Source organism: Microbacterium sp. LWH11-1.2 (assembly GCF_038397745.1).
Taxonomy (GTDB): Bacteria; Actinomycetota; Actinomycetes; order Actinomycetales; family Microbacteriaceae; genus Microbacterium.
Genome location: NZ_CP151636.1, coordinates 2996831 through 3019692 on the forward strand (window position 1 = coordinate 2996831; position 22862 = coordinate 3019692).

Below are 22862 nucleotides of genomic sequence, written 5' to 3' on the forward strand. Positions count from 1 at the left end.
CGGAATATCGCTCCCGTCTCATAGTGTTCACGGGTGAACGATCCCCACTCTGCTTCCTCCGACGTCCTCTGGGCGTGCGTCGAGGAAGGATTCCATGTCGGCAGCCGCAGCGGAGACTTCCTGGGCTACGTCGATCGGCAGCCTGACGGCGCCTACGCCGCCTTCGACGCGCGCTCGCGGGCGCTCGGTAGCTTCGCGACCCTCGACGGCGCCACCGCCGCGGTGTCCTCGTCGCGCGCCGTGGTCTCGCCGGACGACGGCACCGACGAGCAGCTGAGGGGAGTGGTGCAGCTGTGAGCACGGACGACACCACGCTTCTCTCGCTCGTCTATACGAGCAAGGCCGCTGCGCCCTTCCGGGAGACGGCTCTCACGCACCTGCTCGAGCAGGCCAGGAGCCTCAACGGTGCACGCGACATCACCGGGATGCTGCTGTACCGAGGCGAGCGATTCATCCAGGTGCTCGAGGGTCCTGCCCATGTCGTGCGCCGACTGGCTCGCACGATCGGCCAGGACGCGCGTCATCAAGATATGCGGATCCTGATGGAGGAGCCGATCGAGGAACGGCAGTTCGAGGATTGGACGATGGGCTACCGCACCCTCCAGGGTGATCGCGATCATGCCCCGGCGGGGTTCCGCGATTCCTTCGCCGACCTCGAGGATGCCGACGAGAGATCGACCACGCTTCGCGCGCTGGCCGAGCTCAGCCTGTGGTTCCGGGTACGTGCGGGTCAGACCGTCGACGCCTGAGGCGCCCGCAGCCGTCCGTCGAACCGCGTGGGACGGAAGCGCGCCAACTCGGGCGCAGCAACGGAGGTCGTGAGCTCGTCTGCGACGAGACTTCCGATCGTGGCGGCGAGGCAGATGCCGGGGTGCGCGACGGCGACGTGAAGCCCCGGGATGCGGGTGGCGCCGACGGCGGGCTCTCCGTCGCTCGTCATCGGGCGCCAGCCGACCTCTGCACTGAGCAGACGGACGTCGTCTGCGCCCTCGAACGAATCGATCAGCAGTCGTCGGGCGGTCTCGCCCGTGGCCAGCAGCGATTCGGCCGAGTCCTCGCCGGCGTAGCCACGCGGCATCAGGATCGTGCCGTCCGGGCTCTGCCTGGCCTCGAACTCGTCGTTCGCGACGATGTGCCCGATGAGTCCCGGCTCTGCCCAGAGGCGAACCATGACCGCGGGAGCCGCCGGCAGGGGAAGGCTGACGCCGACCGAGCTGCAGAGCGCGGCCGATCCGGTCCCGGCAGCCACGATGACGTTCGTCGCTCCCAGCACGACGTGGCCGAGGTCGACGCCGATTACGCCCGCGACCTCGCCACGGATCAGTCGCAGCACGGGCGCTCCGAGCCGGATCTGCGCCCCGCGATGTCGGGCGGCCTCGATCAGCTGTTCCGTCGCGCGGACGGGATCGATCCATCCCTCGTCGGGGCTGAACCGAGCGGACGAGGGAAGATCAGCGAGCCGTGGCTCGACGTCGATCGGCGGCTCGATCGCCTCTGCGCGCCCGAACTCCTCACCCCAGGTGAGCGCTCCGGACCAGACCAGCCCGAGTCCCGGGATCTCCTCGCCGAGGCGTCTCCAGTCCTGCACCGAGAGATCCCTGAGCCCGAAGGCCGGCCCATCCGCGCCCCCGGTGCTGCTGATCCAGGCGAACGAGTGCCGGGTCGCGCCGGACGCGGGAAGACCCGCATCGACAACGGTCACCGCCGCTCCGCGTGCAGCGAGGTGGTAGCCGATCGATGCCCCGATCACGCCGGCACCGATCACGACCGTATCGTGCATCTCCCAGGGGCGCATGATGCTCATCTCTCGCTTCGCGACCCGCGCTTGACCTCGTCATAGGCGGCGAGCGCGGCCTTGCGGGTCTCGCCGAGGTCGACGATCGGCTCGGTCGGGGCATCCGATGCCCACTGTGCGACGTAGAGCCCCTGGGGGTCGAACTTCTTCGCCTGCAGCTCGGGGTTGAACACGCGGAAGTACGGCGCAGCATCTGCCCCGGACCCTGCGACCCACTGCCAGTTGAAGGGGTTACTGGCGTCGTCGGCGTCGACGAGCGTGTCCCAGAACCATTCCTCGCCGAGCCGCCAGTCGATCAGCAGGTTCTTCACGAGGAACGAGGCCGTCACCATTCGCACCCGGTTGTGCATGTAGCCCGTGTGCCAGAGCTCGCGCATGCCGGCATCCACCAGCGGTACCCCGGTCTCGCCGTGCTGCCAGGCGTCGAGCTGCGACGGATCGAGCGGCGGCCAGGGGAACGCGTCGTATTCGCGCCGCAGATTCTTCGTCGCGAGATCCGGCGAGTGGTACAGCGTGTGCCAGGCGAACTCCCGCCAGCCGAGCTCCGAGAGGAAGCGGCCAGCTCTGTCGACGCCGACCGCCTCATGCCAGACCGTGAAAGGGCTCAGCTCGCCCCAGCGCAGACGCGGCGACAGAAGCGACGTGGCGCCGGCCGACGGCTGGTCGCGGGCGCTGTCGTAATCGGGAAGGTCGCTCTCGAGGAACTCCCTCAATCGCCGGCGCGCGGCCGGCTCACCCGGCTCCCACGTCTCGCGAAGGCCCGCCGCCCAGTCCGGCGCCGTGGGCAGGAGCTCCCAGTCGTCGAGAGCGTCGGATGCCGGGACCGGCGTCGCGCCGCGAACCTCCCGCGGTTCCGGAAGCGGGGCACGGGGCGCGGGGAGCGCGAGGCACGCGCGCCAGAACGGCGTGAACACCGAGTAGTGCGTGCCACCGCCCGTCGTGACGGTCCATGGCTCATGCAGCAGCGACGCGGCGAAGGAGGCGACCGTCACGCCCTCTTCGCGCAGGGCCGATTTGATGCCGGCATCGACATCCCGTTCGGGACCGCCGTATCTGCGGTTCCAGAACACGGCACCGGCCCCGGAATCCGCGACCAGGTCACGGACGATGCGGTCGGCCGCGCCCCGCCGCAGGATCAGTTCTGCTCCACGCTCCTGCAGACGTTCCGCGAGCGAGGCGAGCGAATGATGCAGCCACCAGCGCGAGGCGCCGCCGAGGGCACGGATGCCGTCGGACTCCTCGTCGAGGACGAACAGCGCGATGATCGGCTCACCGAGATCGAGCGCGGCGCGCAGGGCAGGATTGTCGGCCAGTCGAAGGTCGTCGCGGAACCAGACGATCGAGGGAGAGGACATGGCCCCATTGTCGCTGACCCTGGCGACAATACGTGCCCGCCTCGGTGGCTTTCAGCGACGGCGCGCTGGTACGTCGTTCGTCGCCCAGAGGGCCCAGAGCACGAGCACCGGCTGCAGGAAGAGCCGCCCGAGCCGTCGAGCATCCGTGTCGAGCCCCGGCGTCGAGCGGCGCGTCTGCCACTGATGGATGTTGCCGGGGAGGACGGCGACGAAGAACGCGGCGGTCGCCCAGCCGATCCGGCGTCGTTCGCGGGGGAGCGCGATCAGGCCGGCGGACAGAGCGATCTCGGCGGCACCGGAGGCGAGGACGATGTCGTTCTTGTCGAGCTTCGTCAGCTCCACGGCCCAGTCCGGGACGACGACGCGGAACCCGCGGGTCGACGTGAAGTGCATGACGCCGATCGCGCCGAGCGCGATCGCGAGGATCCATCGGGCGACTGCTCTCATTCCCTCACGGTACGTGATGGGGCGGTCCTTCGCCGCCAGGAGCGTCATACCCAGGGGGCAGACGACGTTGGCACTCCGGTAGCTGTCGTCGTGGCCTGCCGCGTCCCTACGCTGACGTCATGCGCACTCCATTCCTCGCCTTCGCCGCCACCGCTCTCGTCGTCGCTGCGACGGCCCTCTCGGGATGCGCGGCGCTCGACTCCGGACCCGCGGTCACCCAAGAGCGGGAGATCTCGGATGTCAGCGTCGTGGAACTCGACAGCTCCGGCGATCTGACGGTCACGCTCGGCGCGACGCCGTCACTGACCGTGACCGCCGGCGAGCGGATCATCGATCGCCTCACGGCCGAAGTGGAGGACGGCGTCCTGCGCCTCGGCACGGACGGAGAGCCGATGCTGGGCAACGGGAAGATCCGTTACGCGCTCACGGTGAGTTCTCTCGAGTCGCTCACCGTCCTCGGGTCGGGCGATGCCTCGATCGACCTCTCGGAGGCGAACGAGCCGACGATCACGATCGGCGGCTCGGGTGATGTCGACGCCACCGGCATAGACGCCGGGACCGCCAGCCTCATCATCGACGGCTCCGGCGCCATCGATGTGCGCGACGCCGTGGTCGACGAGCTCGCCGTGCGGATCGAGGGGTCGGGCGGAGTCTCCATCTCCGGAACCGCCGGAACTCAACGAGTCGACATCAACGGCGACGGAGGCTATGAGGCGTCCGGGCTGCTCAGCACTCAGGCGTTCGTCACCATCCGTGGCGCGGGCAGCGCCGATGTGACCGCGGAGAGGACGCTCGACGCCGTCATCGACGGCAGCGGCGACATCTCCTACGGCGGCGATGCCCGCGTCACGGAGGACGTGTCGGGTTCCGGCGACGTCACCCGACGCTGAGCGACCCCGTCGGATCACTCCGACGGCTGACGCTCTGCCTCCCACGCGAGGAAGCCGTCGACGATGTCCTCGGCGTGCGTGTGGTGGAGGTAGTGATCCCCGGCCAGCGGGATGACGGTCCCGTCCGTCACGCTCGCCGCCTGTCGCTCGTGCAGGTCGAGCCACTCGGGGACGGTCTTGTTCTGCTTCTGGACGAACAGGAGCAGCGGGAGATCATCCGGGAACTCCTTGCCCTCGGCTTCGCGGAACGTCTCTCCGAGACGCGACATCGCGTCGACATAGGTCGGCGCCAGGGTGTTCCGATTCGTGAACATGTGCATCTGCTCACGATCCTCCGCTGAATAGGTCGGCGGGATGTACCCGCCATCGGCCGCGCCGGCGATGATCCGCATCAGACCGAGGTTCCTGGCCGTGACGAGGAGTCCGATCGGCAGCTCGACATCTGCGGTCGGCTGCCCGGGCAGGCTGCTGTCGATGCCGACGAACGCCCTCACCTCGTCGGGGTAGCGCTCGGCGAACTCGATCGCGTAGATCCCGGCGATCGAATGACCCATGAGGGTGTATTCGTCGACACCGAGCGACTGCAGAGCCTCGTGCACCTCGCTCACGATGTTCTCCGTCGTGCGCGCCTTCTCGGTGCCGTCGCTCAGGCCGTAGCCGAACGGCTCGACCACGACGACGCGATGATCGTCCGCGAGATCGGGGATGAGGGGGCTGAAGTCGATCACGGGCGACGCGGTGCCGAACCCGGGGAGCATCACGATCGTCTCGGGCCCCTCGCCCGTGACCAGGACGTTCATGTCACGCCCGTCCACCGACACCGCCTGCCCGTAGGTCTCGATCTCGTCCTTCTCCGATTCGGTCGCGACGACGTTCACGACCGTCGTCGTGGCGAGGCCGACGACGATCACCGTCGCGATGCCGGTGAGGGTGAGCAGAGTCCGTCTGACTGCCTTCTTCATTGCTGTCCTTTCCGAGCACGCGAGGCGTGCACCTTCCCAGCCTGATCGCGGAGGCGCGCGCCGGCATCCGCCCGTCGCAGACACTTCCGTACCGCGTTCGCGGTAGGCGAGTCTCATCCCCGGGAAGGACTCGCACCGTGGGTCAACCCGGAATACTGGAGGGGTGTCGTCCCTCCGCTTCCCCCGTCCGGCGACAGTGCTGGCCGACCTCCTCGCGGTTGCCGTCGTCATCCTGCTCGCTTTTCTTCCCTACCCCGATGCGGTCTTCCAGGCCCGCGGGCTGCTGCTCGTCCCGGCCCTGCTGCCTGCCGCGCTGATCCCGTTCCGCCGTCGGCTGCCGATCATGGTCCTCGCCGTCAGTCTGGGATGCAGCACGCTCGTGGCTCTGTTCGGCCTGCTCTCGCCAGGGGTCATGATCGCCATCGCCGTGGCGGCGTTCGCCGTCACGGACCGTGTGGCACGGCCTGTCGGGCTGCTGCTCGTCGGCGCGGCCTCGATCCTGGTCTTCTGCACGAACGCCATGACGCTCGACGGCGAGGTCTTCGATTCGCGCGCCCTGCAGTTCCTGCTCTTCATCGTCCTCGCCGGTGCTGTCGGAGACGCGACCCGATCCAGGCGTGAGTACGCCGCGGCGATGAGAGAGCGCGCCGAGCGCGCCGAACGCGGCCGAGAAGAGGAGGCGCGGCGACGCGTGGCGGAGGAGCGCGTGCGCATCGCACGCGATCTCCACGACATCGTCGCCCACCAGATCGCGGTCATCAGCCTGAACGCGGGCGTCGCCTCATCGGCGATCGACGCGCGGCCGGAACGGGCACGAGAAGCACTCACGGCGATCCGCGCGGCCGCCCGAACCGTGCTCACCGATATCGGTGGGCTGATGTCGGTGCTGCGCGACGGCGACACGGACGCACCGGGGGACCGACACCCGCCCGTGGGACTGGACGGTGTGGACGATCTTCTGACGCAGGTCGAGGCGGCGGGGTTGTGCGTCGATCTGCGCCGGGATGCGGAGGTCGCTGCGCTCGCGGGATCGAGCGATCATGTGGCCTACCTGGTGATCCGGGAGGGGCTCACGAATGCCCACAAGCACGGGGAGGGCGATCGGGCGGCCCTCGCGATCCGCGGCGGTGACGGCGTGGTCGACATCGTCGTGACCAACGCCGTCGGCGAGGAGAGCCCGGATGCCACGCCGAGCGGCCACGGACTGCGGGGGTTGCGGGAGCGCGTGGCCGCCGTGCGAGGGCGTGTCAGCGTCCTGCGGGACCAGGACGAGTTCCGGCTGCACGTCGCGATCCCGACAGCGGGAGATCGAGCATGACGCGCGTCCTCGTCGTCGACGATCAACCGCTGATCCGCCAGGCGGTCCGCGACATCCTCGCCGACGGAGGGCTTCAGGTGGTCGGAGAGGCGGCGAACGGGCGCTCAGCGGTCGTCGCCGCGAGGGAGACCCTGCCCGACGTCGTCCTGATGGACATCCGGATGCCGGAACTCGACGGCATCGCGGCCACCGCGGAGATCTGCACGGACCAGGGGAGCGGCACACGGGTGCTCATCCTCACGACGTTCGAAGAGGACCAGTACGTCGTGGCGGCGTTGCGGGCCGGGGCCAGCGGGTTCATCGGAAAGGGTGCCGAACCGCAGGAGATCGTCGACGCGGTTCGCACGATCCATCGGGGTGAGGCGCTGTTATCGCCCGCGGCGACGCGCGCGCTGATCGCCCGCACCGTGCTGCCGCGGCGGCCCGCGGCAGACGTCTGGGATTCGCCCGCGTTGCGACAGCTCACCGTCCGCGAACGCGAGGTGCTGCTCCGGGTCGCCGGCGGCGCGACCAATCAGCAGATCGCCGAGCAGTTGGTCATCTCCCCGCACACCGCGAAGACCCACGTGAACCGGATCATGTCGAAGCTCGGTGCACCCGATCGCGCGCAGCTGGTGATCCTCGCTTACGAGACCGGGCTCGTCGTACCGACCGAGGACGATGCCGCTCGTCGTCCCTGACACACTGGCAGGATGACCGTCTTCCGCATCGTCGTTCTTTTCGTCCTCGCGGCCCTCGCCGAGATCGGCGGCGCCTGGCTGATCTGGCAGGCGGTGAAGGAGGATCGCGGCTGGATCTTCGCGGTCCTCGGCGTGATGGCGCTCGGCGCCTACGGATTCATCGCGGCCCTGCAGCCGGACGCGAACTTCGGTCGAGTGCTCGCCTCGTACGGCGGGATCTTCATCGCGGGTTCGCTTGCCTGGGGGATCATCGTCGACGGCTTCCGGCCGACCGTGTGGGACTGGGTCGGCTCATCGGTCGCCCTCGTCGGTGCGGCGATCGTCATCCTCGCCCCGACCGCCTCGAACAGCGCATCCGATGCCGTCGTCTGACGGTCCGCAGCGCCTGGGCGTACCGGTAACCTGGGTAGTGACCCAGATGGAGAGTTTCTGTGCCTGAAAACGCCCGGCCGCACGATGGCTTCGCCCTGTTCACCGATCGAAACGTCGTCGCCATGCGCGTCAACGGCGACCTCAAGGATCTCGCCACGACCGTGACGGATGCCGACGAGGTCGAGCCGGTCACGATCGACAGCGCCGACGGGCTGAACATCCTCCGCCACTCGGCCGCGCACGTGCTCGCGCAGGCCGTGCAGCGGATCAACCCGCAGGCGAACCTCGGCATCGGCCCGCCCATCACCGACGGCTTCTACTACGACTTCGGTGTGGAGACCCCGTTCACACCCGAGGACATCAAGGCCATCACGAAGGAGATGCAGCGCATCGTCCGCGAGGGACAGCGTTTCGTCCGCCGCGTCGTGACGGACGACGAGGCTCGCGCCGAGTTGGCCGATGAGCCGTTCAAGCTCGAGCTGATCGGACTCAAGGGCGGGAAGGAAGCCGCCGAGGGCGCCTCCGTCGAGGTCGGCGAGGGCGAGCTCACGATCTACGACAACACCACGCGCGACGGCGAGGTCGTCTGGAAGGACCTCTGCCGCGGACCGCACCTGCCGAACACCCGCATGATCGGCAACGGCTGGGACCTCACCCGCATCGCCGCCGCCTACTGGCGCGGCAGCGAGAAGAACCCGCAGCTGCAGCGCATCTACGGCACGGCGTGGCCCACCAAGGACGAGCTGCGCGCGTACCAGCATCGCCTCGAGGAGGCGGCCAAGCGCGACCACCGCCGCCTCGGCAAGGAACTCGATCTGTTCTCGTTCCCGGAGGAGATCGGCTCCGGCCTCTCGGTCTGGCACCCCCGCGGCGGCATGATCCGCGGCGAGATGGAGCAGCACGCCCGCAAGCGCCACATCGAGGGCGGCTACACCTACGTGTACACGCCGCACATCTCGAAGGAAGACCTCTTCCTCACCTCGAACCACCTCGTCACGTACAAGGAGGGCATGTTCCCGCCGATCGTGATGGACGAGGAGCGCGACGACGAGGGCAACATCACCAAGCAGGGCCAGGACTACTACCTGAAGCCCATGAACTGCCCGATGCACATCCTCATCTACAAGGAGCGCGCACGCAGCTACCGCGACCTGCCCCTGCGGTTGGCCGAGAACGGCACGGTCTACCGCAACGAGCTCTCCGGCGCGCTGCACGGCCTGACCCGCGTGCGCGGCTTCACCCAGGACGACTCCCACCTGTTCGTCACCCCCGATCAGCTCGAGGACGAGGTCGCGAAGGTCCTCGACTTCATCCTGTCGATGCTGCGCGATTTCGGTCTGACCGACTTCGAGCTGGAGCTGTCGATGAAGGACGACGAGAAGTCCAAGTGGATCGGCTCGGACGAGTTCTGGGAGTCGTCGACCGACGCGCTGCGCCGTGTCGCGGTGGCATCCGGTCTCAAGCTCACCGAGGTCCCCGGCGAGGCGGCCTTCTACGGCCCCAAGATCGACCTCAAGACGCGAGACGCGATCGGCCGCACCTGGCAGCTCTCGACCGTCCAGGTCGACCCGAACCTGCCCGAGCGCTTCGACCTGGAGTTCATGGATAAGGACGGCCAGAAGAAGCGTCCGATCATGATCCACCGAGCGCTGTTCGGCTCGATCGAGCGGTTCTTCGCGATCCTGCTCGAGCACTACGCCGGAGACTTCCCGGTGTGGCTGTCGCCCGTGCAGGTCGTGGGCATCCCGGTCGCCGAAGAGTACGCCGACTACCTCGGCGAGGTCATCACCACGCTCCGGAACTCGGGTGTGCGCGCCGAGCTCGACACCTCGGACGACCGGATGCAGAAGAAGATCCGCAACCACACCACCGGCAAGGTGCCCCTGTTGCTGATCGCGGGGGAGCAGGACCGCGCCGCCGGCACCGTCTCGTTCCGCTACCGCGACGGCACGCAGGAGAACGGCGTCCCGATCGCGGATGCCGTCGACCGCATCCGCGCGGCGATCGACTCGCACGCACTCGTGCAGACAGCAGGGGACCTGGCGTGACCCATCGACAGGCGCAGGGATCCAGCGGTGGCTGAGCTGGAGGATGCCGGGCACCTCGTCGGCGTGCCGGACGAGTTCCAGCGGCTGTGGACCCCGCACCGGATGGCGTACATCCAGGCGGGGCCGGAGCCGCTGCGCGACGAGTGCCCGTTCTGCGAGGCGCCGAAGCATGCGGATGCCGATCGATTGATCGTCGCGCGCGGGGAGACGGCCTACGTGCTGCTGAACCTGTTCCCGTACAACTCCGGTCACCTGCTGGTGTGTCCGTATCGCCACATAGCGACGTACGACCAGGCCACGCCCGAAGAGGTCGCCGAGATCGGTGCGCTCACGCAGACCGCGATGCGCGTGCTGCGGGACGTGTCGCGCTGCGACGGGTTCAACCTCGGCATGAATCAGGGCGCCGTGGCGGGCGCCGGCGCCGACGGCCACCTGCACCAGCACGTCGTGCCGCGGTGGACGTCGGACGCCAACTTCTTCCCGATCATCGCCAAGACCAAGGCGCTGCCGCAGCTGCTCGGCGAGGTGCGCGAGGCCGTCGCGGACGCCTGGCCGCGCTGACCGCGTTTCGTCTCGTCGCTTCGCCCCTCGCTCAATGACCGGCGGATGCGGGGTCGCTGAGCCTGTCGAAGCGTCTGCCCTTCGACAGGCTCAGGGACCCAAGGTCCTCAGGGACCCGACGTCGGGTCTGACGCTCAGCGCACCTGGCGCGCGGTGAACTGCATCCGAGGGTTCGCATAGAACTCCTGGGCCTCGACGAGCTGCAGCTCGCGCTCTCCGGAGTCGAGCGTCGCCTTGAGCAGGTCGTAGACGCTGGATGCCGTGCGCTCGAGCGCGACCTGCGCGCTGCCTGTCTCGACATAGTGCGCGGTGAACAGCGCAGCCGTGACGTCGCCGGAGCCGTTCGCCTTCATCGGCAGATGCGGCGTCTGCACGATCCAGGCGCCCTGGTCGTCGACGGCGAGCATCTCGATCGTTCCCTCTTCGCGGTCGGGCCGCTCGACGCTCGTGACGAGCACCGTCCGGGGGCCCATCGCGCGGGCGAGGTCGACCGAGGCGAGAGTCGACTCGAGCGTGTCCGGCTCGGTGTCGGTGAGGAACCCGAGCTCGAACTGGTTCGGCGTGATGATGTCGGCCACCGGCACCACGCGCTCGCGCAGCAGCACCGGGATCGCCGGCGCGACGAAGCACCCGGACTTCGCGTTGCCCATGACGGGGTCGCACGCGTAGACGGCGTTCGGGTTGGCGGCCTTCACGCGCGCGACGGCGTCGATGATCACGTCGCCGATGCCCTCTCCGCCCTGGTAGCCGCTGAGCACCGCATCGACCTGCCCGAAGACGCCGCGCTCCTCGATGCCGGTGATGACCTCGCGCACGTCGTCGGGCGCGATCAGCGGTCCTCGCCACGCGCCGTATCCGGTGTGGTTGGAGAAGTTCACCGTGTAGACGGGCAGCACCTCCACGCCGATGCGCTGCAGCGGGAACACTGCTGCGGAGTTTCCGACGTGACCGTAGGCGACGGCCGACTGGATGGAGAGGATCTTCATTCTCCGATCCTTTCATTCAAGGCGGCCCGGTGTCCGCGGCGGGTGGTCAACGCACGGCGGCGACGAGGTCGGCCACGAGCGTCGCGGCATCCTGGTCGTCGAGGTCGTGCACGGTGAGGCGCAGGTGGTGGGAGGGCTCGGCGCGATCATCGAGGGCGAACTCGTCGCCGGTGCGGGCGAGCCAGCCGCGCCGCATCAGGCGCTCGGCGACGATCCTCGCGGGCTGCGGCAACTCGACCCAGAGGCTCAGCCCATCGGATGCCGGCGCCTCGATGCCCTGTTCCCGCAGACGCGCGGAGAACGCGGCGTTCCGCTCCGCGTAGTGGGCGGCTGCGGCGGCGACCTCGGCGGTCACCGCCTCGTCCGTGAGCTGCGTCAGCGCGAGGCGCTGCAGCAGATGGCTGACCCAGGTGGTGCCGGGGCTCAGACGCATCGCCAGCCGCTCGGCGGTCTCGGCGTCGGTCGCGGCGATCGCGAGGCACATGTCGGGCCCCAGGAACTTCGACACCGAGCGCACGAGGGCGAACCGGCGGTGCTCCGGACCGATGAGCGACTCGTAAGGCCGCTGCGAGAGCATCGAGAAGTGATCGTCCTCGATGATCAGCACGTAGGGGTGATCGGCCAGCACGGTCCGGAGCTCGGCTGCGCGCGCGGCGGAGAGACTCGCGCCGGTCGGATTCTGCGCGCGCGGTGTGCAGATGACGGCACGGACACCCGCGTCCAGCGCCGCGCGCAGCCCGTCGACCGTCATGCCCTGCTCGTCCACCGGCACAGCGACGGCACGGTAGCCGCCGAGCCGCACGGTATGGATGCTGGCGAGGAAGCACGGATCCTCGAGGGCGACGGCGTCGTCGCGCATCAGCGCCTGCGCCAGAAGTCGCTCGACCGCATCGACGGCGCCGCTCGTGATCGTCACGCGGAATGCGGCGTCGAGATCGGCTGCCACCCACTTCCGCGCCCAGTCGTCGAGATCGCGGTCGATGACGGGCTCGCCGTAGAGCACGGGGCGGCTGGCGATGTTCATCAGTGCGGGGGAGGGATCGGGGATCAGCCGCGGATCCGGATTGCCGGTGCCGACGTCGCGCAGCACGGTGTCGGCGGCGTAGCCCTCCTGCGGGACGGATTCATGGCCGGTGACGACGGTTCCTGCACGACCGCGCGAGATCACCAGGCCCGCCTGGGCCAGCTGCCGGTAGGCGGCGACCGCGGTGTTCCTGTTGACGCCGAGTCGTGCGGCGAGCTCGCGCACGGGAGGCAGCGGGCTGCCGGGACGCAGGATGCCACGGTCGCGGAGTCCGCGCACGCTGTCGGCGATGTCGGCCGCCGTGGTTCCTGTGATCTCGTCGCTCATGTGCCCTCCGGACCGATTCTAGGTCGTTTCGGACAGTGCTATGTTTGGCCTAGATCAATCCAGACTTTGGTGCACCCGACAGGAGTCCTCATGACCGACCAGACCACCACCGGATCCTCGCGCGTCAAGCGCGGCCTCGCAGAGATGCTCAAGGGCGGCGTCATCATGGACGTCGTCACCGCGGACCAGGCGAAGATCGCCGAGGATGCCGGCGCCGTCGCCGTCATGGCGCTCGAGCGCGTTCCGGCCGACATCCGTGCGCAGGGCGGCGTCTCGCGGATGAGCGATCCCGACATGATCGACAGCATCATCGACGCCGTCTCCATCCCGGTGATGGCGAAGGCGCGCATCGGGCACTTCGTCGAGGCGCAGGTCCTGCAGGAGCTCGGTGTCGACTACATCGACGAGTCGGAGGTGCTCTCGCCGGCCGACTACGTAAACCACATCGACAAGTTCGGCTTCACGGTCCCCTTCGTCTGCGGCGCCACCAACCTCGGTGAGGCTCTCCGCCGCATCAACGAGGGTGCCGCGATGATCCGCTCGAAGGGCGAGGCCGGAACCGGCGACGTCTCCGAGGCGATGAAGCACATCCGCAAGATCCGAGGCGAGATCGCCGCTCTGACGGCCCTCCCGAAGGACGAGCTGTTCGTGGCGGCGAAGGAGCTGCAGGCGCCGTACGACCTCGTCGCCGAGATCGCCGAGACCGGCAAGCTCCCCGTAGTGCTCTTCGTCGCGGGTGGCGTCGCGACGCCGGCGGATGCCGCGATGATGATGCAGCTCGGGGCCGACGGCGTGTTCGTGGGCTCGGGCATCTTCAAGTCCGGAAACCCTGCCGAGCGCGCGAAGGCGATCGTGAAGGCCACCACGTTCTTCGACGACGCGAAGGTCATCGCGGAGGTCTCGCGCGGCCTCGGCGAGGCGATGGTGGGCATCAACGTGACCGATCTGCCCGCTCCGCACCGCCTCGCCGAGCGTGGCTGGTAGTCCCAGGGTCGGCGTCCTCGCGCTGCAGGGCGACGTGCGCGAGCACGCCGCCCTGCTCGCGGAGCTGGGCGCCGACGTCACGCTCGTCCGCCGCCCCGAGGAGCTGGCGGCCGTCGACGGCCTCGTGATCCCGGGTGGCGAATCCAGCGTGATCGACAAGCTGTCCCGGATCTTCGGGATGCAGGAGCCGATCCGAGCCGCGATCGCCGCGGGGATGCCGATGCTCGGCACCTGCGCCGGACTCATCATGCTCGCCGACACGGTCGTCGACGCGATCGACGGGCAGGAGTCGTTCGGCGGCATCGACGCCGTGGTGCGGCGCAACGCCTTCGGCAGGCAGGTCGAGTCCTTCGAGGCCGAACTCGCCGTCGCGGAGCTCGGACCGGATCCGGTGAAGGCCGCCTTCATCCGCGGTCCCGTCGTCGAATCCGTCGGACCCGGCGCGGAGATCCTCGCGGCGCTGCCGGACGGACGCGTCGTCGCCGTCGAGCAGGGCGGCCTGCTCGGGCTGAGCTTCCACCCCGAGATCACGGGGGAGACCCGCTTCCATCGGCGGTTCCTCGACCGGGTACGCGCCGTCACCGCGGCAGCCGCCTAGATCGCGACCAGTCTGCGGATCGCCGCGACCGTGAGCTCGATGTCGCCGGGGGTCGTCGCCCACGACGACATCGAGCAGCGCAGCGACGCCCTCCCGCGCCACTCCGCGCCCGTGACGGCTGCCGTCCCGTCGATCAGGATCGCCTCGCCCAGCGCCCGGGTCGCGGCATCCGATCCGGCCCGGAACATGACCTGCGTGTAGTCGACCTCGTTGAGGATCTCGATCTCCTCGATCGAGGCGAGACCCGCCGCCATCGCGACCGCGTTCTCATGCAGGCGGTCGATGAGGCCCGCGACCCCGGAGCGTCCGAGACTCCGCAGTGCCGCCCAGGCCGGCACACCGCGGGCGCGACGCGAGAGCTCGGGCGTGACATCCCAGGGATCGAGGCCGGAGTAGATGAGGTAGTCGCCGCCGGTCCGGAAGGCCGCGATCGAGTCGGCAGGGTCGCGCACGATCGCCATTCCGCAGTCGTAGGGCACGTTCAGCGTCTTGTGCGCATCGGTCGCCCACGAATCCGCCTGCTCCATCCCGGTGGTGAGCCGACGCAGGTCTTCGGATGCCGCGGCCCAGAGCCCGAATGCGCCGTCGACGTGCACCCAGGCTCCGTGCTGCTTCGCGAGGGGGATCAGCGCGCGGAAGTCGTCGAACGCCCCCGTGTGCACCTCACCGGCCTGCAGGCAGACGATCAGCGGTCCCTCGCCGTCACCGAGCGCGCGCTCGAGGGCATCCGGCCGCATCCTGCCCTGATCGTCGGAGTCCACGACCGTCAGCTCCGCGCGCCCGATGCCGAGGAAGCGCGCGGCGCGGTCGATCGAGCCGTGCCGATCCGCGCCGACGACGAAACGCAGCGGGGGAGCGTCTCGCACGCCCCTCTCTGCGATGTCCCATCCCGCGCGCGCCATGACCGCGTGACGCGCCGTGGCGAGGCAGGTGAAGTTCGCCAGCTGACCTCCCGTCACGAAGCCGACACTCGCGGATGAGGGGAGCCCGAACAGTTCCAGCATCCATCCACCGGCCACACGTTCCATCGCGACGGTCGCGGGTGTGAGCGTGGACGAGCCGGAGTTCTGGTCCCACGCGGAGACGAGCCAGTCCGCGGCCAGGGCGGCCGGATGCGTGGCACCGATCACGAAGCCGAAGAAACGGCCGCCGGGGATGGCAACGAGACCGGGCTCCGCGTGCTCCGCCATCTCGTCGATCACCTGTGCCGGGTCGGTGCCGGCCGCCGGCAACGGTCCGCCGAAGGCAGTCAGCATCTCGTCGAGGGCCGCCCGCGGCCAGACCGGTCGGTCGTCGAGCGTCCCCAGGAACTCCGTCGCACGGCGGTGTGCGGCGTTGAGCGCACGGGTTCTGTCGTCGAGGCCACTCTGGTCCATGGGGTCAGGACTACACCCGCGAGCCGTCGCGCACCAGACGATGATCAGTCGACGCGTCGGTGGGAGAGCAGCCACTCGTAGAACCGGGGATCCTCGTACGTCTCCGTCCAGGAATCGTGGCCGACGCCCGCGTAGCTCGTGAACCGCACGTCGGCGCCGAGTGACCGGAGTTCGCCCACGATCTGCTCCGTGGCGGAGATCGGCACGACATCGTCGGCGTCGCCGTGGAACGCCCAGACCGGCATGTTCCGGATCGGCGCAGCACTCTGCAGCCACAGCCCGCCGCAGATGGGGGCGATGGCGGCGAACCGATCGGGGTAGCGCACCGCCAGGCTCCAGGTTCCGTAACCGCCCATGCTGAGTCCGGTGACCGCGATGCGCGCCGTGTCCACGCGGTGCGCCGCGACGACTTCGTCGAGCAGCCCGGCCAGCGTCGAGAGCTCTGCGACCCACTGACTCGACTCGGGGCACTGGGGGGTGACGAGGATGAAGGGGAAGTCTCGGCCGGCATCCGCCAGCTTCGCCGGGCCGTGCAGCGCGGCGAGGTCGAGGTCGGAACCCCGTTCGCCCGAGCCATGCAGGAACAGCACGAGCGGCCAGCGCCTGTCCGAGTCGGCGTCGTAGTCGTCCGGCAGATGGACCAGATATCGCAAGGTGTCGGCTGGTGTCGGTTCGTCGTCGCGCACCTCGGATGAGCGGAGGACCGGGGTGATGTGTCGGGATCTGCGCATATCTCCATCCTGTGCCACTCGCGCGGTTCGTTAGACTTGACGATGCCCTGGGTGCGAACTCCGGGGCGGATACGACGAGCGGAGACTAATGTCCGGGCATTCCAAGTGGGCGACCACGAAGCACAAGAAGGCCATCATCGACTCCCGCCGGGCGAAGTCGTGGGCCAAGCTCATCAAGAACATCGAGGTCGCGGCCAAGCTCGGCGGCGCTGACCTGGCCGGAAACCCGACGCTGTTCGACGCGGTGCAGAAGGCGAAGAAGACCTCTGTCCCCAAGGACAACATCGACCGCGCGGTGAAGCGCGGTGCGGGCATCGGCGGCGAAGCCGTCGAGTACCTGTCGATCATGTACGAGGGGTACGGCCCCAACGGCGTCGCCCTGATGATCGAGTGTCTGACCGACAACAAGAACCGCGCGGCCGCTGAGGTGCGCACGGCTCTGAGCCGCAACGGCGGCACCCTCGCCGACCCCGGCAGCGTCGCGTACAACTTCAGTCGCAAGGGCGTCATCGTCGTCGGCTCCGAGGGCACGACCGAGGACGACGTGATGATGGCGGCGCTCGAGGCGGGTGCGGAGGAGATCGAGCCGCACGCCGAGGGGTTCGAGGTCATCACCGAGGCACATGATCTGGTCGCGGTCCGCAGCGCGCTGCAGGAGGCCGGGATCGACTACGAGTCCGCCGACGTCGAGTTCGTCCCGAACCTCAAGGTCGAGATCGACGCCGACACCGCTCGCAAGATCTTCCGTCTCATCGATGCGCTGGAGGACAGTGAGGACGTGCAGAACGTGTTCACGAACTTCGACCTCTCGTCCGAGGTGCAGGCGGAGCTGGAGAACGACGACGCCTGAGGCGAGCCTGACGCTCCTCGTCCGGCGTCCGGCTTAGCCTGGGGGAGTGACCTCCTCCCTGCGCGTCCTCGGCATCGATCCCGGCCTCACCCGGTGCGGGATCGGGGTCGTCGACGTCGACCGCTCCCGCCGCGGGACGCTTGTGCACGTGGGGGTCATCCGCTCGTCTCCGGATGCCGAGATCGGCGACCGTCTCGCGATCGTCGCAGCCGGCATCCGCGAGGTGATCGCCGAGCATCGACCGGATGCCGTGGCTGTCGAGCGCGTGTTCGCGCAGCAGAACACCCACACCGTGATGGGCACGGCGCAGGCGAGCGGCGTCGCGCTGCTGATCGCGGCGGAATCCGGGCTTCCCGCCGCCACGCACACGCCGAGCGAGGTCAAGGCGGCGGTCACGGGGTACGGCTCCGCCGACAAGCGCCAGGTGCAGGCCATGATCGCCCGCATCCTCCGCCTGGACGCCCCGCCGCAGCCGGCGGATGCGGCGGATGCTCTCGCGATCGCGCTGTGCCACGCCTGGCGCCGGGGAGGTGCGGTCGCCACGCAGGGGGCGCTCACACCGGCGCAGCGCGCCTGGGCTGCCGCAGAGCGTGTCGCTCGAACATAGCTACGAGTGACGCCGTAGGCTGAGGGGATGATCTCCTCTCTGCACGGCGTCGTCCTGCACACGACGCCCGACCAGGTCGTCGTCGAGGTCGGCGGCGTCGGCTTCTCCGTGGCCGTCCCGACCGATGTGGCTCACACGGCGACGGTGGGAGAGCGGCTCCAGCTGCACACCAGCCTCATCGTCCGCGAGGACTCGCTCGCGCTGTACGGGTTCGCCGAGCGCGACGAGCTGGAGATCTTCGGGTTGCTGATCAGCGTCACGGGCGTCGGTCCGAAGTCGGCGCTGGGCGTCCTGTCGCATCTGACGGTCGATCAGATCGCCGAGGCCGTGACGTCCGAAGACGATGCACCTTTCCGGCGCGTGTCCGGCATCGGACCCAAGACGGCCAAGCTCATCGTGCTGCAGCTGGCCGGCAAGGTCCATCCGACGTCGACGCCGAAGCGGACCGCGGCATCGGCCGGCACCGATGTCGTGTCCCAGGTCGCTGCCGCGCTCGTGGGCCTCGGCTGGTCCGAGCGCGTCGCCACCGAGGCGGCGACGCAGACCGCTGCCGATGCGACGGATGCCGAGCGCGGCTCTGTCGCGTCGCTCCTGCGGCGCACGCTCGCCGTGCTGGGACCGGCTCAGGGAGGCCAGGCGCGTGTCTGACGCCCGCGATGCCACCGAGCCCGTCGACGACACCGAGCTCGCGATCGAGGGCGCACTGCGCCCCGCGAGCCTCGACGAGTTCGTCGGTCAGCAGAAGGTCCGCGGGCAGCTTCAGCTGCTCCTGGAGGCGGCCCGCATCCAGAGCCGACCCGCCGATCACATCCTCCTCGCCGGCCCTCCGGGTCTCGGCAAGACCACGCTCGCGATGATCGTCGCGCACGAGAGCGACCGACCGCTGCGACTGTCCAGCGGGCCCGCGATCCAGCACGCCGGCGATCTCGCCGCGCTCCTGTCGAGCCTCGTCCCCGGCGAGGTGCTGTTCATCGACGAGATCCACCGGATGGCCCGCTCCGCGGAGGAGATGCTGTACCTCGCGATGGAGGACTATCGCATCGACATCATGGTCGGCAAGGGCGCCGGCGCGACCAGCATCCCGCTCGAGCTCGCGCCGTTCACGCTGGTCGGTGCGACGACCAGGTCGGGTCTGCTGCCCAATCCGCTCCGCGACCGCTTCGGGTTCACCGGACACCTCGAGTTCTACGACGAGCGAGAGCTCGAGCAGGTCATCGAACGGTCGGCGATCGTGCTGGGCGTGGAGATCCCCCGGGACTCGCTCGCCGAGATCGCCCGACGCTCCCGGGGCACACCCCGCATCGCGAACCGCCTGCTCCGGCGGGTGCGCGACTATGCCCTGGTGCACGGCGACGGCTCGGCGACGATCCACGACGTCCGCGCCGCGCTCGAGCTCTACGACGTCGACGCGATCGGTCTCGACCGGCTGGATCGTGCCGTGCTGGAAGCACTCGTCCGGAGGTTCCGCGGCGGCCCTGTGGGACTCAGCACGCTCGCCGTCGCGGTCGGAGAAGAGGGCGAGACCGTCGAGAGCGTCGTGGAGCCCTACCTCGTCCGCATCGGCTTCCTCGGACGGACACCGCGGGGCAGGGTCGCCATGCCGGAGGCGTATGCGCACCTCGGAGTGGCCCACCCCGACGGGGCGCTTCGCCTTGATGACCTATAATCGCTGAAGACTTCCCCCCGGATACCTCTGTGCGCCCAAAGGCTGGTGCGTGCACCTGAGAAAGGCGCTTCCCCCATGCCCATGGAATTCATCCTCTTCGGCCTTCTGGCCGTTCTCCTCGTCTTCATGATCTTCAACACGCGCAAGCGCACGAAGCAGATGAAGGCTGAGCAGGAGGAGAAGGCGACCAAGACCGTCCCCGGCGTCAAGGTGCTGCTGCAGGGCGGGATCTACGGGACGATCGTCGCGTACGACCCCGAGGACCTCGATTCCCCGGCGCTCGTCGAGATCGCTCCCGGCACCATCATCGAGGTGCACAGCCAGGCCATCCTCCGCATCGTGGAGCCCAAGGACGTCGTCGAGGAGCCCGCGGTCGTCGAGGACGACGTGGTGGCCACCGAGACCGATGCTCCCGCGATCGAGACCACCGAGGAGACGCGTGCGCGTCTCGAGCGGGACGCAGACGACAAGTAAGACCGCCGCCAGCGCTGCCTCTCGCATCTCCGGCATCTCAGAAAGCTGAACACACGTGGCTTCATCCTCTCCGGTCCGTCACGCCTGGCGGGTCCTCCTCGGCCTGCTCCTCGTGACGGGCGTGCTCTTCGGCATCAACTCGCTGGGCGTCTACCTCATCAAGGACGGCAACGGGGAGGCGGCGAGCTCGTGGACGCCGGAACTCGCCCTCGACCTGCAGGGCGGCACGCAGATCGTCCTGAGCGCCGAGACCGAAGACGGCGCTGCCCCCTCGTCTGAGCAGCTCGACCAGGCCGCGGCGATCATCCGTCAGCGTGTCGACGCATCGGGTGTCGCCGAGGCCGACATCACGACCGAGGGCGGACAGAACATCGTCGTCCAGATCCCCGGTGTCGCCGACGAGCAGACCCGCGAGCGGATCCAGTCGAGTGCTCAGCTCGAGTTCCGCCCGGTGCTGGCCACCAACGCGGCCACCACGGACTTCGTCGGCGAGGACGGCAACTCCACGCCGTTCCCGTCGCCCGATCCGTCGCTCAACGCGACGCCGACCACCGAGCCCACCGACCCCAGCGACCTGGCCTGGGTGACCGAGAAGCTCGCCGCGGAGTTCCAGGCGTACGACTGCGCCAACCCGGACAACGACCCGGCGCGCGCGCCGAAGGACGAGCCGCTCATCGCGTGCTCGCCCGACGGAGCCCAGAAGTACCTGCTCGGCCCGGCCGAGCTCGACGGCACGGCCATCACCGACGCGGCCGCAGGTCGCGACCCCAAGTCGGGAGCCTGGCTCGTCCAGCTCACGATGAGCGGCTCCGGCGGAGACGCCTTCGGCGTCGTCAGCACGCGCCTGAACCAGAACCGCATCGACGGACTGTCGCCGCGGGACCAGTTCGCGTTCGTGCTCGACGGCAGCGTCCTCAGCGCCCCGCGGATGAACGGCGTGATCCTCGACGGTCGCCCGAGCATCTCGGGCAGCTTCACGCAGGAGAGTGCGACGACCCTCGCGGACCAGCTGAAGTTCGGCGCTCTGCCGCTCAGCTTCACCGTGCAGAGCTCGGACACCATCTCCGCGACCCTCGGAACGCAACAGCTGCAGATCGGCCTGATCGCCGGCCTCATCGGACTCGCGCTCGTGGCCATCTACTCGCTCATCGTCTATCGAGCGCTCGGCTCGGTGATCATCGCCTCGATCGCCGTGATGGCCGTGCTGACCTACATCATCATCTGCATCCTGGCCTGGCGACTGGGCTTCCGCCTGTCGCTCGCCGGCGTCGCGGGTCTCATCGTGTCGATCGGATTCACCGCCGACTCGTTCATCGTCTACTTCGAGCGAATACGAGACGAGCTCCGCGACGGCAAGTCGATCACCTCGGCCGTGGAAGACGGCTGGGGTCGCGCCAAGCGCACGATCTACATCTCGAAGTCGATCAACATCCTCGCGGCGGTCGTCCTGTACATCCTCGCGGACTCGACCGTGAAGGGCTTCGCGTTCACGCTCGGCCTCACGACCCTGATCGACGTCTTCATCTTCGTGATCTTCACGCACCCCGTGATGCAGCTCCTCGCGCGAACGAGATTCTTCGGCGGGGGACACAGGCTGTCCGGTCTCGACCCCGAGGCGCTCGGCGCGGTCTACCGCAGTCGGTCGCAGTTCCGTGAGGTGTCGACCGTCACCACCGGCCGCGGGGCGAAGAACGCCCGCGCGAGAGGTGAGGCCGACCGTCGTCAGACGATCGCCGAGCGGAAGCGCGCAGAAGCCCTGGCGGGGGAGAGACCTGCCAACGCCGACAGTTCGACCAAGGGAACCGGGGAGGGAGACGCCTGATGCCTTCCATGAATGAGTTCGGCAACAACCTGTACTCGGGAAAGACCTCCTTCCCGTTCGTCGGCAAGCGCCGGCTCTGGTTCATCATCGCGATCGTGCTCGTCGTCGGCTCGGCGCTCGTGCCGCTGATCCGCCCGATCCAGTTCTCGATCGAGTTCACCGGCGGGTCGCAGTTCACGGTGCAGGCACCGGACAGCCTCGACCAGGAGGCGGCGACTGCCGCCGTGCAGTCGGTCGTGCCTGGCGCGGCCACCAAGGTCGTGGTCGTGAGCGACCGCGACATCCGGGTGCAGACCGATCAGATGAGTGCCGACGAGACGCAGCAGGTCGCTGCGGCCCTCGCTGACGCGTACGAGGTCGATGCCGCCGACGTGACGTCGTCGTTCATCGGTCCGGCCTGGGGTGAGAACGTCACCAAGCAGTCGCTGTGGGGCCTGGCGATCTTCCTGGCGCTGACCTTCCTCATCCTCGCGATCTACTTCCGCACGTGGAAGATGTCCGCCGCGGCGATCATCGGTCTCCTGGACGTGCTCGTGATCACGGTCGGCGTCTACGCGCTGGCCGGCTTCGAGATCTCGCCCGCGGCCGTGATCGGCTTCCTGACGATCCTCGCGTACTCGCTGTACGACACCACGGTCGTGTTCGACAAGATCCGCGAGAACACCACCGAGGACGGGGAGAAGTCCGCCCGGCTGTTCGGAGAATCCGTCAACCTCGCCGTGAACCAGACGCTCGTGCGATCGATCAACACCTCGGTCGTCGCGGCTCTGCCCGTCGGCGCGGTGCTCTTCATCGGCGCCTTCTGGCTCGGCGCCGAGTCGCTCACCGACATCTCGCTCTCGATCTTCGTCGGCATCCTCGTCGCGACGTACTCGACGCTGTTCGTCGCCGCTCCGCTCTACTCGCTGTTCCGCGAGAACGAACCGCAGCTGAAGGAGCGGGACGCCCGCATCCGCGACGCCCGCAGCAAGGCGTCCGTCGACGCCTGA

General features: G+C 68.9%; 25 protein-coding genes. 17 read left to right on the forward strand and 8 right to left on the reverse strand.

Features of this window, described 5'->3' with window-relative positions; translation table 11 throughout:
* Positions 1 to 33: 33 nt before the first annotated feature.
* Both MRBLWH11_RS14550 and MRBLWH11_RS14555 read left to right on the forward strand, forming a co-directional pair.
* Positions 34 to 297 carry a hypothetical protein gene (locus tag MRBLWH11_RS14550; RefSeq protein WP_116634889.1) on the forward strand — a complete coding sequence of 88 codons (264 nt, stop codon included), beginning with the start codon at positions 34 to 36 and terminating at the stop codon, positions 295 to 297.
* Positions 294 to 749 (forward strand): BLUF domain-containing protein, encoded by a 456-nt coding sequence (locus MRBLWH11_RS14555; RefSeq protein WP_116634890.1) that lies wholly within the window; start codon positions 294 to 296, stop codon positions 747 to 749. Before MRBLWH11_RS14550 ends, MRBLWH11_RS14555 begins: the two co-directional genes overlap by 4 nt.
* Here the strand turns inward: MRBLWH11_RS14555 and MRBLWH11_RS14560 are convergent.
* From MRBLWH11_RS14560 to MRBLWH11_RS14570, 3 genes are read right to left on the reverse strand one after another with little or no spacing between them, the layout of a single operon-like run.
* Complete coding sequence (locus tag MRBLWH11_RS14560) at positions 731 to 1804, reverse strand: FAD-dependent oxidoreductase (RefSeq protein ID WP_341945366.1); 1074 nt, start codon at positions 1802 to 1804, stop codon at positions 731 to 733. The genes MRBLWH11_RS14555 and MRBLWH11_RS14560 overlap by 19 nt on opposite strands.
* On the reverse strand, positions 1801 to 3150 hold the full coding sequence (locus tag MRBLWH11_RS14565; RefSeq protein ID WP_341945367.1) for a deoxyribodipyrimidine photo-lyase: 1350 nt from the start codon (positions 3148 to 3150) through the stop codon (positions 1801 to 1803). Before MRBLWH11_RS14565 ends, MRBLWH11_RS14560 begins: the two co-directional genes overlap by 4 nt.
* Before the next feature lie 51 nt (positions 3151 to 3201).
* A complete protein-coding gene (locus tag MRBLWH11_RS14570; protein WP_341945368.1) occupies positions 3202 to 3597 on the reverse strand; it encodes a hypothetical protein in 396 nt (131 codons plus the stop codon).
* 119 nt (positions 3598 to 3716) lie between these two features.
* On the opposite strand from MRBLWH11_RS14570, the gene MRBLWH11_RS14575 reads away from it, so the two are divergent.
* Positions 3717 to 4487: a DUF2807 domain-containing protein gene (locus MRBLWH11_RS14575; protein WP_341945369.1), complete on the forward strand. Its 771-nt coding sequence runs from the start codon at positions 3717 to 3719 to the stop codon at positions 4485 to 4487.
* 14 nt (positions 4488 to 4501) lie between these two features.
* On the opposite strand, the gene MRBLWH11_RS14580 is transcribed toward MRBLWH11_RS14575, so the two are convergent.
* Positions 4502 to 5449 (reverse strand): alpha/beta hydrolase, encoded by a 948-nt coding sequence (locus MRBLWH11_RS14580; protein WP_341945370.1) that lies wholly within the window; start codon positions 5447 to 5449, stop codon positions 4502 to 4504.
* Positions 5450 to 5612: 163 nt separating this feature from the next.
* On the opposite strand from MRBLWH11_RS14580, the gene MRBLWH11_RS14585 reads away from it, so the two are divergent.
* The 5 genes from MRBLWH11_RS14585 to MRBLWH11_RS14605 all read left to right on the forward strand — a co-directional run bounded on the left by MRBLWH11_RS14585 (position 5613) and on the right by MRBLWH11_RS14605 (position 10428).
* Positions 5613 to 6767: a histidine kinase gene (locus tag MRBLWH11_RS14585; protein ID WP_341945371.1), complete on the forward strand. Its 1155-nt coding sequence runs from the start codon at positions 5613 to 5615 to the stop codon at positions 6765 to 6767.
* The gene (locus tag MRBLWH11_RS14590) at positions 6764 to 7447 is read left to right on the forward strand and encodes a response regulator transcription factor (protein ID WP_341945372.1); all 684 of its coding nucleotides are present in this window, start codon (positions 6764 to 6766) and stop codon (positions 7445 to 7447) included. The genes MRBLWH11_RS14585 and MRBLWH11_RS14590 overlap by 4 nt, the downstream gene beginning before the upstream one ends.
* A 12-nt stretch (positions 7448 to 7459) precedes the next feature.
* Positions 7460 to 7819 (forward strand): YnfA family protein, encoded by a 360-nt coding sequence (locus MRBLWH11_RS14595; RefSeq protein WP_341945373.1) that lies wholly within the window; start codon positions 7460 to 7462, stop codon positions 7817 to 7819.
* 122 nt (positions 7820 to 7941) lie between these two features.
* Positions 7942 to 9867, forward strand: coding sequence for a threonine--tRNA ligase (gene thrS, locus MRBLWH11_RS14600; RefSeq protein WP_341947832.1), 1926 nt, complete (start codon positions 7942 to 7944; stop codon positions 9865 to 9867).
* 27 nt (positions 9868 to 9894) lie between these two features.
* Positions 9895 to 10428: an HIT domain-containing protein gene (locus MRBLWH11_RS14605; RefSeq protein WP_341945374.1), complete on the forward strand. Its 534-nt coding sequence runs from the start codon at positions 9895 to 9897 to the stop codon at positions 10426 to 10428.
* A gap of 134 nt (positions 10429 to 10562) precedes the next feature.
* Here MRBLWH11_RS14605 and pdxY read toward each other — a convergent pair whose 3' ends face one another.
* A complete protein-coding gene (pdxY, locus tag MRBLWH11_RS14610) occupies positions 10563 to 11414 on the reverse strand; it encodes a pyridoxal kinase PdxY (protein WP_341945375.1) in 852 nt (283 codons plus the stop codon).
* Positions 11415 to 11460: 46 nt separating this feature from the next.
* On the reverse strand, positions 11461 to 12765 hold the full coding sequence (locus tag MRBLWH11_RS14615) for an aminotransferase class I/II-fold pyridoxal phosphate-dependent enzyme (RefSeq protein WP_116634899.1): 1305 nt from the start codon (positions 12763 to 12765) through the stop codon (positions 11461 to 11463).
* A 90-nt stretch (positions 12766 to 12855) separates the two neighbouring features.
* Between MRBLWH11_RS14615 and pdxS the strand changes: the two genes are divergently transcribed.
* Positions 12856 to 13749, forward strand: coding sequence for a pyridoxal 5'-phosphate synthase lyase subunit PdxS (pdxS, locus tag MRBLWH11_RS14620; protein WP_341945376.1), 894 nt, complete (start codon positions 12856 to 12858; stop codon positions 13747 to 13749).
* Positions 13739 to 14347, forward strand: coding sequence for a pyridoxal 5'-phosphate synthase glutaminase subunit PdxT (gene pdxT / locus MRBLWH11_RS14625; RefSeq protein WP_116634901.1), 609 nt, complete (start codon positions 13739 to 13741; stop codon positions 14345 to 14347). The genes pdxS and pdxT overlap by 11 nt, the downstream gene beginning before the upstream one ends.
* Here the strand turns inward: pdxT and MRBLWH11_RS14630 are convergent.
* Positions 14344 to 15723: an aminotransferase class V-fold PLP-dependent enzyme gene (locus MRBLWH11_RS14630; protein ID WP_341945377.1), complete on the reverse strand. Its 1380-nt coding sequence runs from the start codon at positions 15721 to 15723 to the stop codon at positions 14344 to 14346. The two genes, pdxT and MRBLWH11_RS14630, sit on opposite strands and share 4 nt — an antisense overlap.
* 44 nt (positions 15724 to 15767) lie before the next feature.
* Positions 15768 to 16454 carry a PHB depolymerase family esterase gene (locus MRBLWH11_RS14635; protein WP_341945378.1) on the reverse strand — a complete coding sequence of 229 codons (687 nt, stop codon included), beginning with the start codon at positions 16452 to 16454 and terminating at the stop codon, positions 15768 to 15770.
* An 88-nt stretch (positions 16455 to 16542) separates the two neighbouring features.
* On the opposite strand from MRBLWH11_RS14635, the gene MRBLWH11_RS14640 reads away from it, so the two are divergent.
* The 7 genes from MRBLWH11_RS14640 to secF all read left to right on the forward strand — a co-directional run bounded on the left by MRBLWH11_RS14640 (position 16543) and on the right by secF (position 22862).
* Entirely contained in the window at positions 16543 to 17304 is a 762-nt protein-coding gene (locus tag MRBLWH11_RS14640) for a YebC/PmpR family DNA-binding transcriptional regulator (RefSeq protein WP_116634904.1), read from the forward strand.
* 46 nt (positions 17305 to 17350) lie between these two features.
* Positions 17351 to 17911 carry a crossover junction endodeoxyribonuclease RuvC gene (gene ruvC / locus MRBLWH11_RS14645; RefSeq protein WP_341945379.1) on the forward strand — a complete coding sequence of 187 codons (561 nt, stop codon included), beginning with the start codon at positions 17351 to 17353 and terminating at the stop codon, positions 17909 to 17911.
* Between the two features lie 27 nt (positions 17912 to 17938).
* On the forward strand, positions 17939 to 18559 hold the full coding sequence (gene ruvA / locus MRBLWH11_RS14650) for a Holliday junction branch migration protein RuvA (RefSeq protein ID WP_116634906.1): 621 nt from the start codon (positions 17939 to 17941) through the stop codon (positions 18557 to 18559).
* The gene (ruvB, locus tag MRBLWH11_RS14655; RefSeq protein WP_341945380.1) at positions 18552 to 19577 is read left to right on the forward strand and encodes a Holliday junction branch migration DNA helicase RuvB; all 1026 of its coding nucleotides are present in this window, start codon (positions 18552 to 18554) and stop codon (positions 19575 to 19577) included. The genes ruvA and ruvB overlap by 8 nt, the downstream gene beginning before the upstream one ends.
* 75 nt (positions 19578 to 19652) lie before the next feature.
* Positions 19653 to 20051: a preprotein translocase subunit YajC gene (locus MRBLWH11_RS14660; protein ID WP_341945381.1), complete on the forward strand. Its 399-nt coding sequence runs from the start codon at positions 19653 to 19655 to the stop codon at positions 20049 to 20051.
* A 55-nt stretch (positions 20052 to 20106) separates the two neighbouring features.
* Positions 20107 to 21873 (forward strand): protein translocase subunit SecD, encoded by a 1767-nt coding sequence (gene secD / locus MRBLWH11_RS14665; protein WP_116634909.1) that lies wholly within the window; start codon positions 20107 to 20109, stop codon positions 21871 to 21873.
* Positions 21873 to 22862, forward strand: a complete 990-nt coding sequence (gene secF / locus MRBLWH11_RS14670; protein ID WP_341945382.1) for a protein translocase subunit SecF — start codon at positions 21873 to 21875, stop codon at positions 22860 to 22862. The genes secD and secF overlap by 1 nt, the downstream gene beginning before the upstream one ends.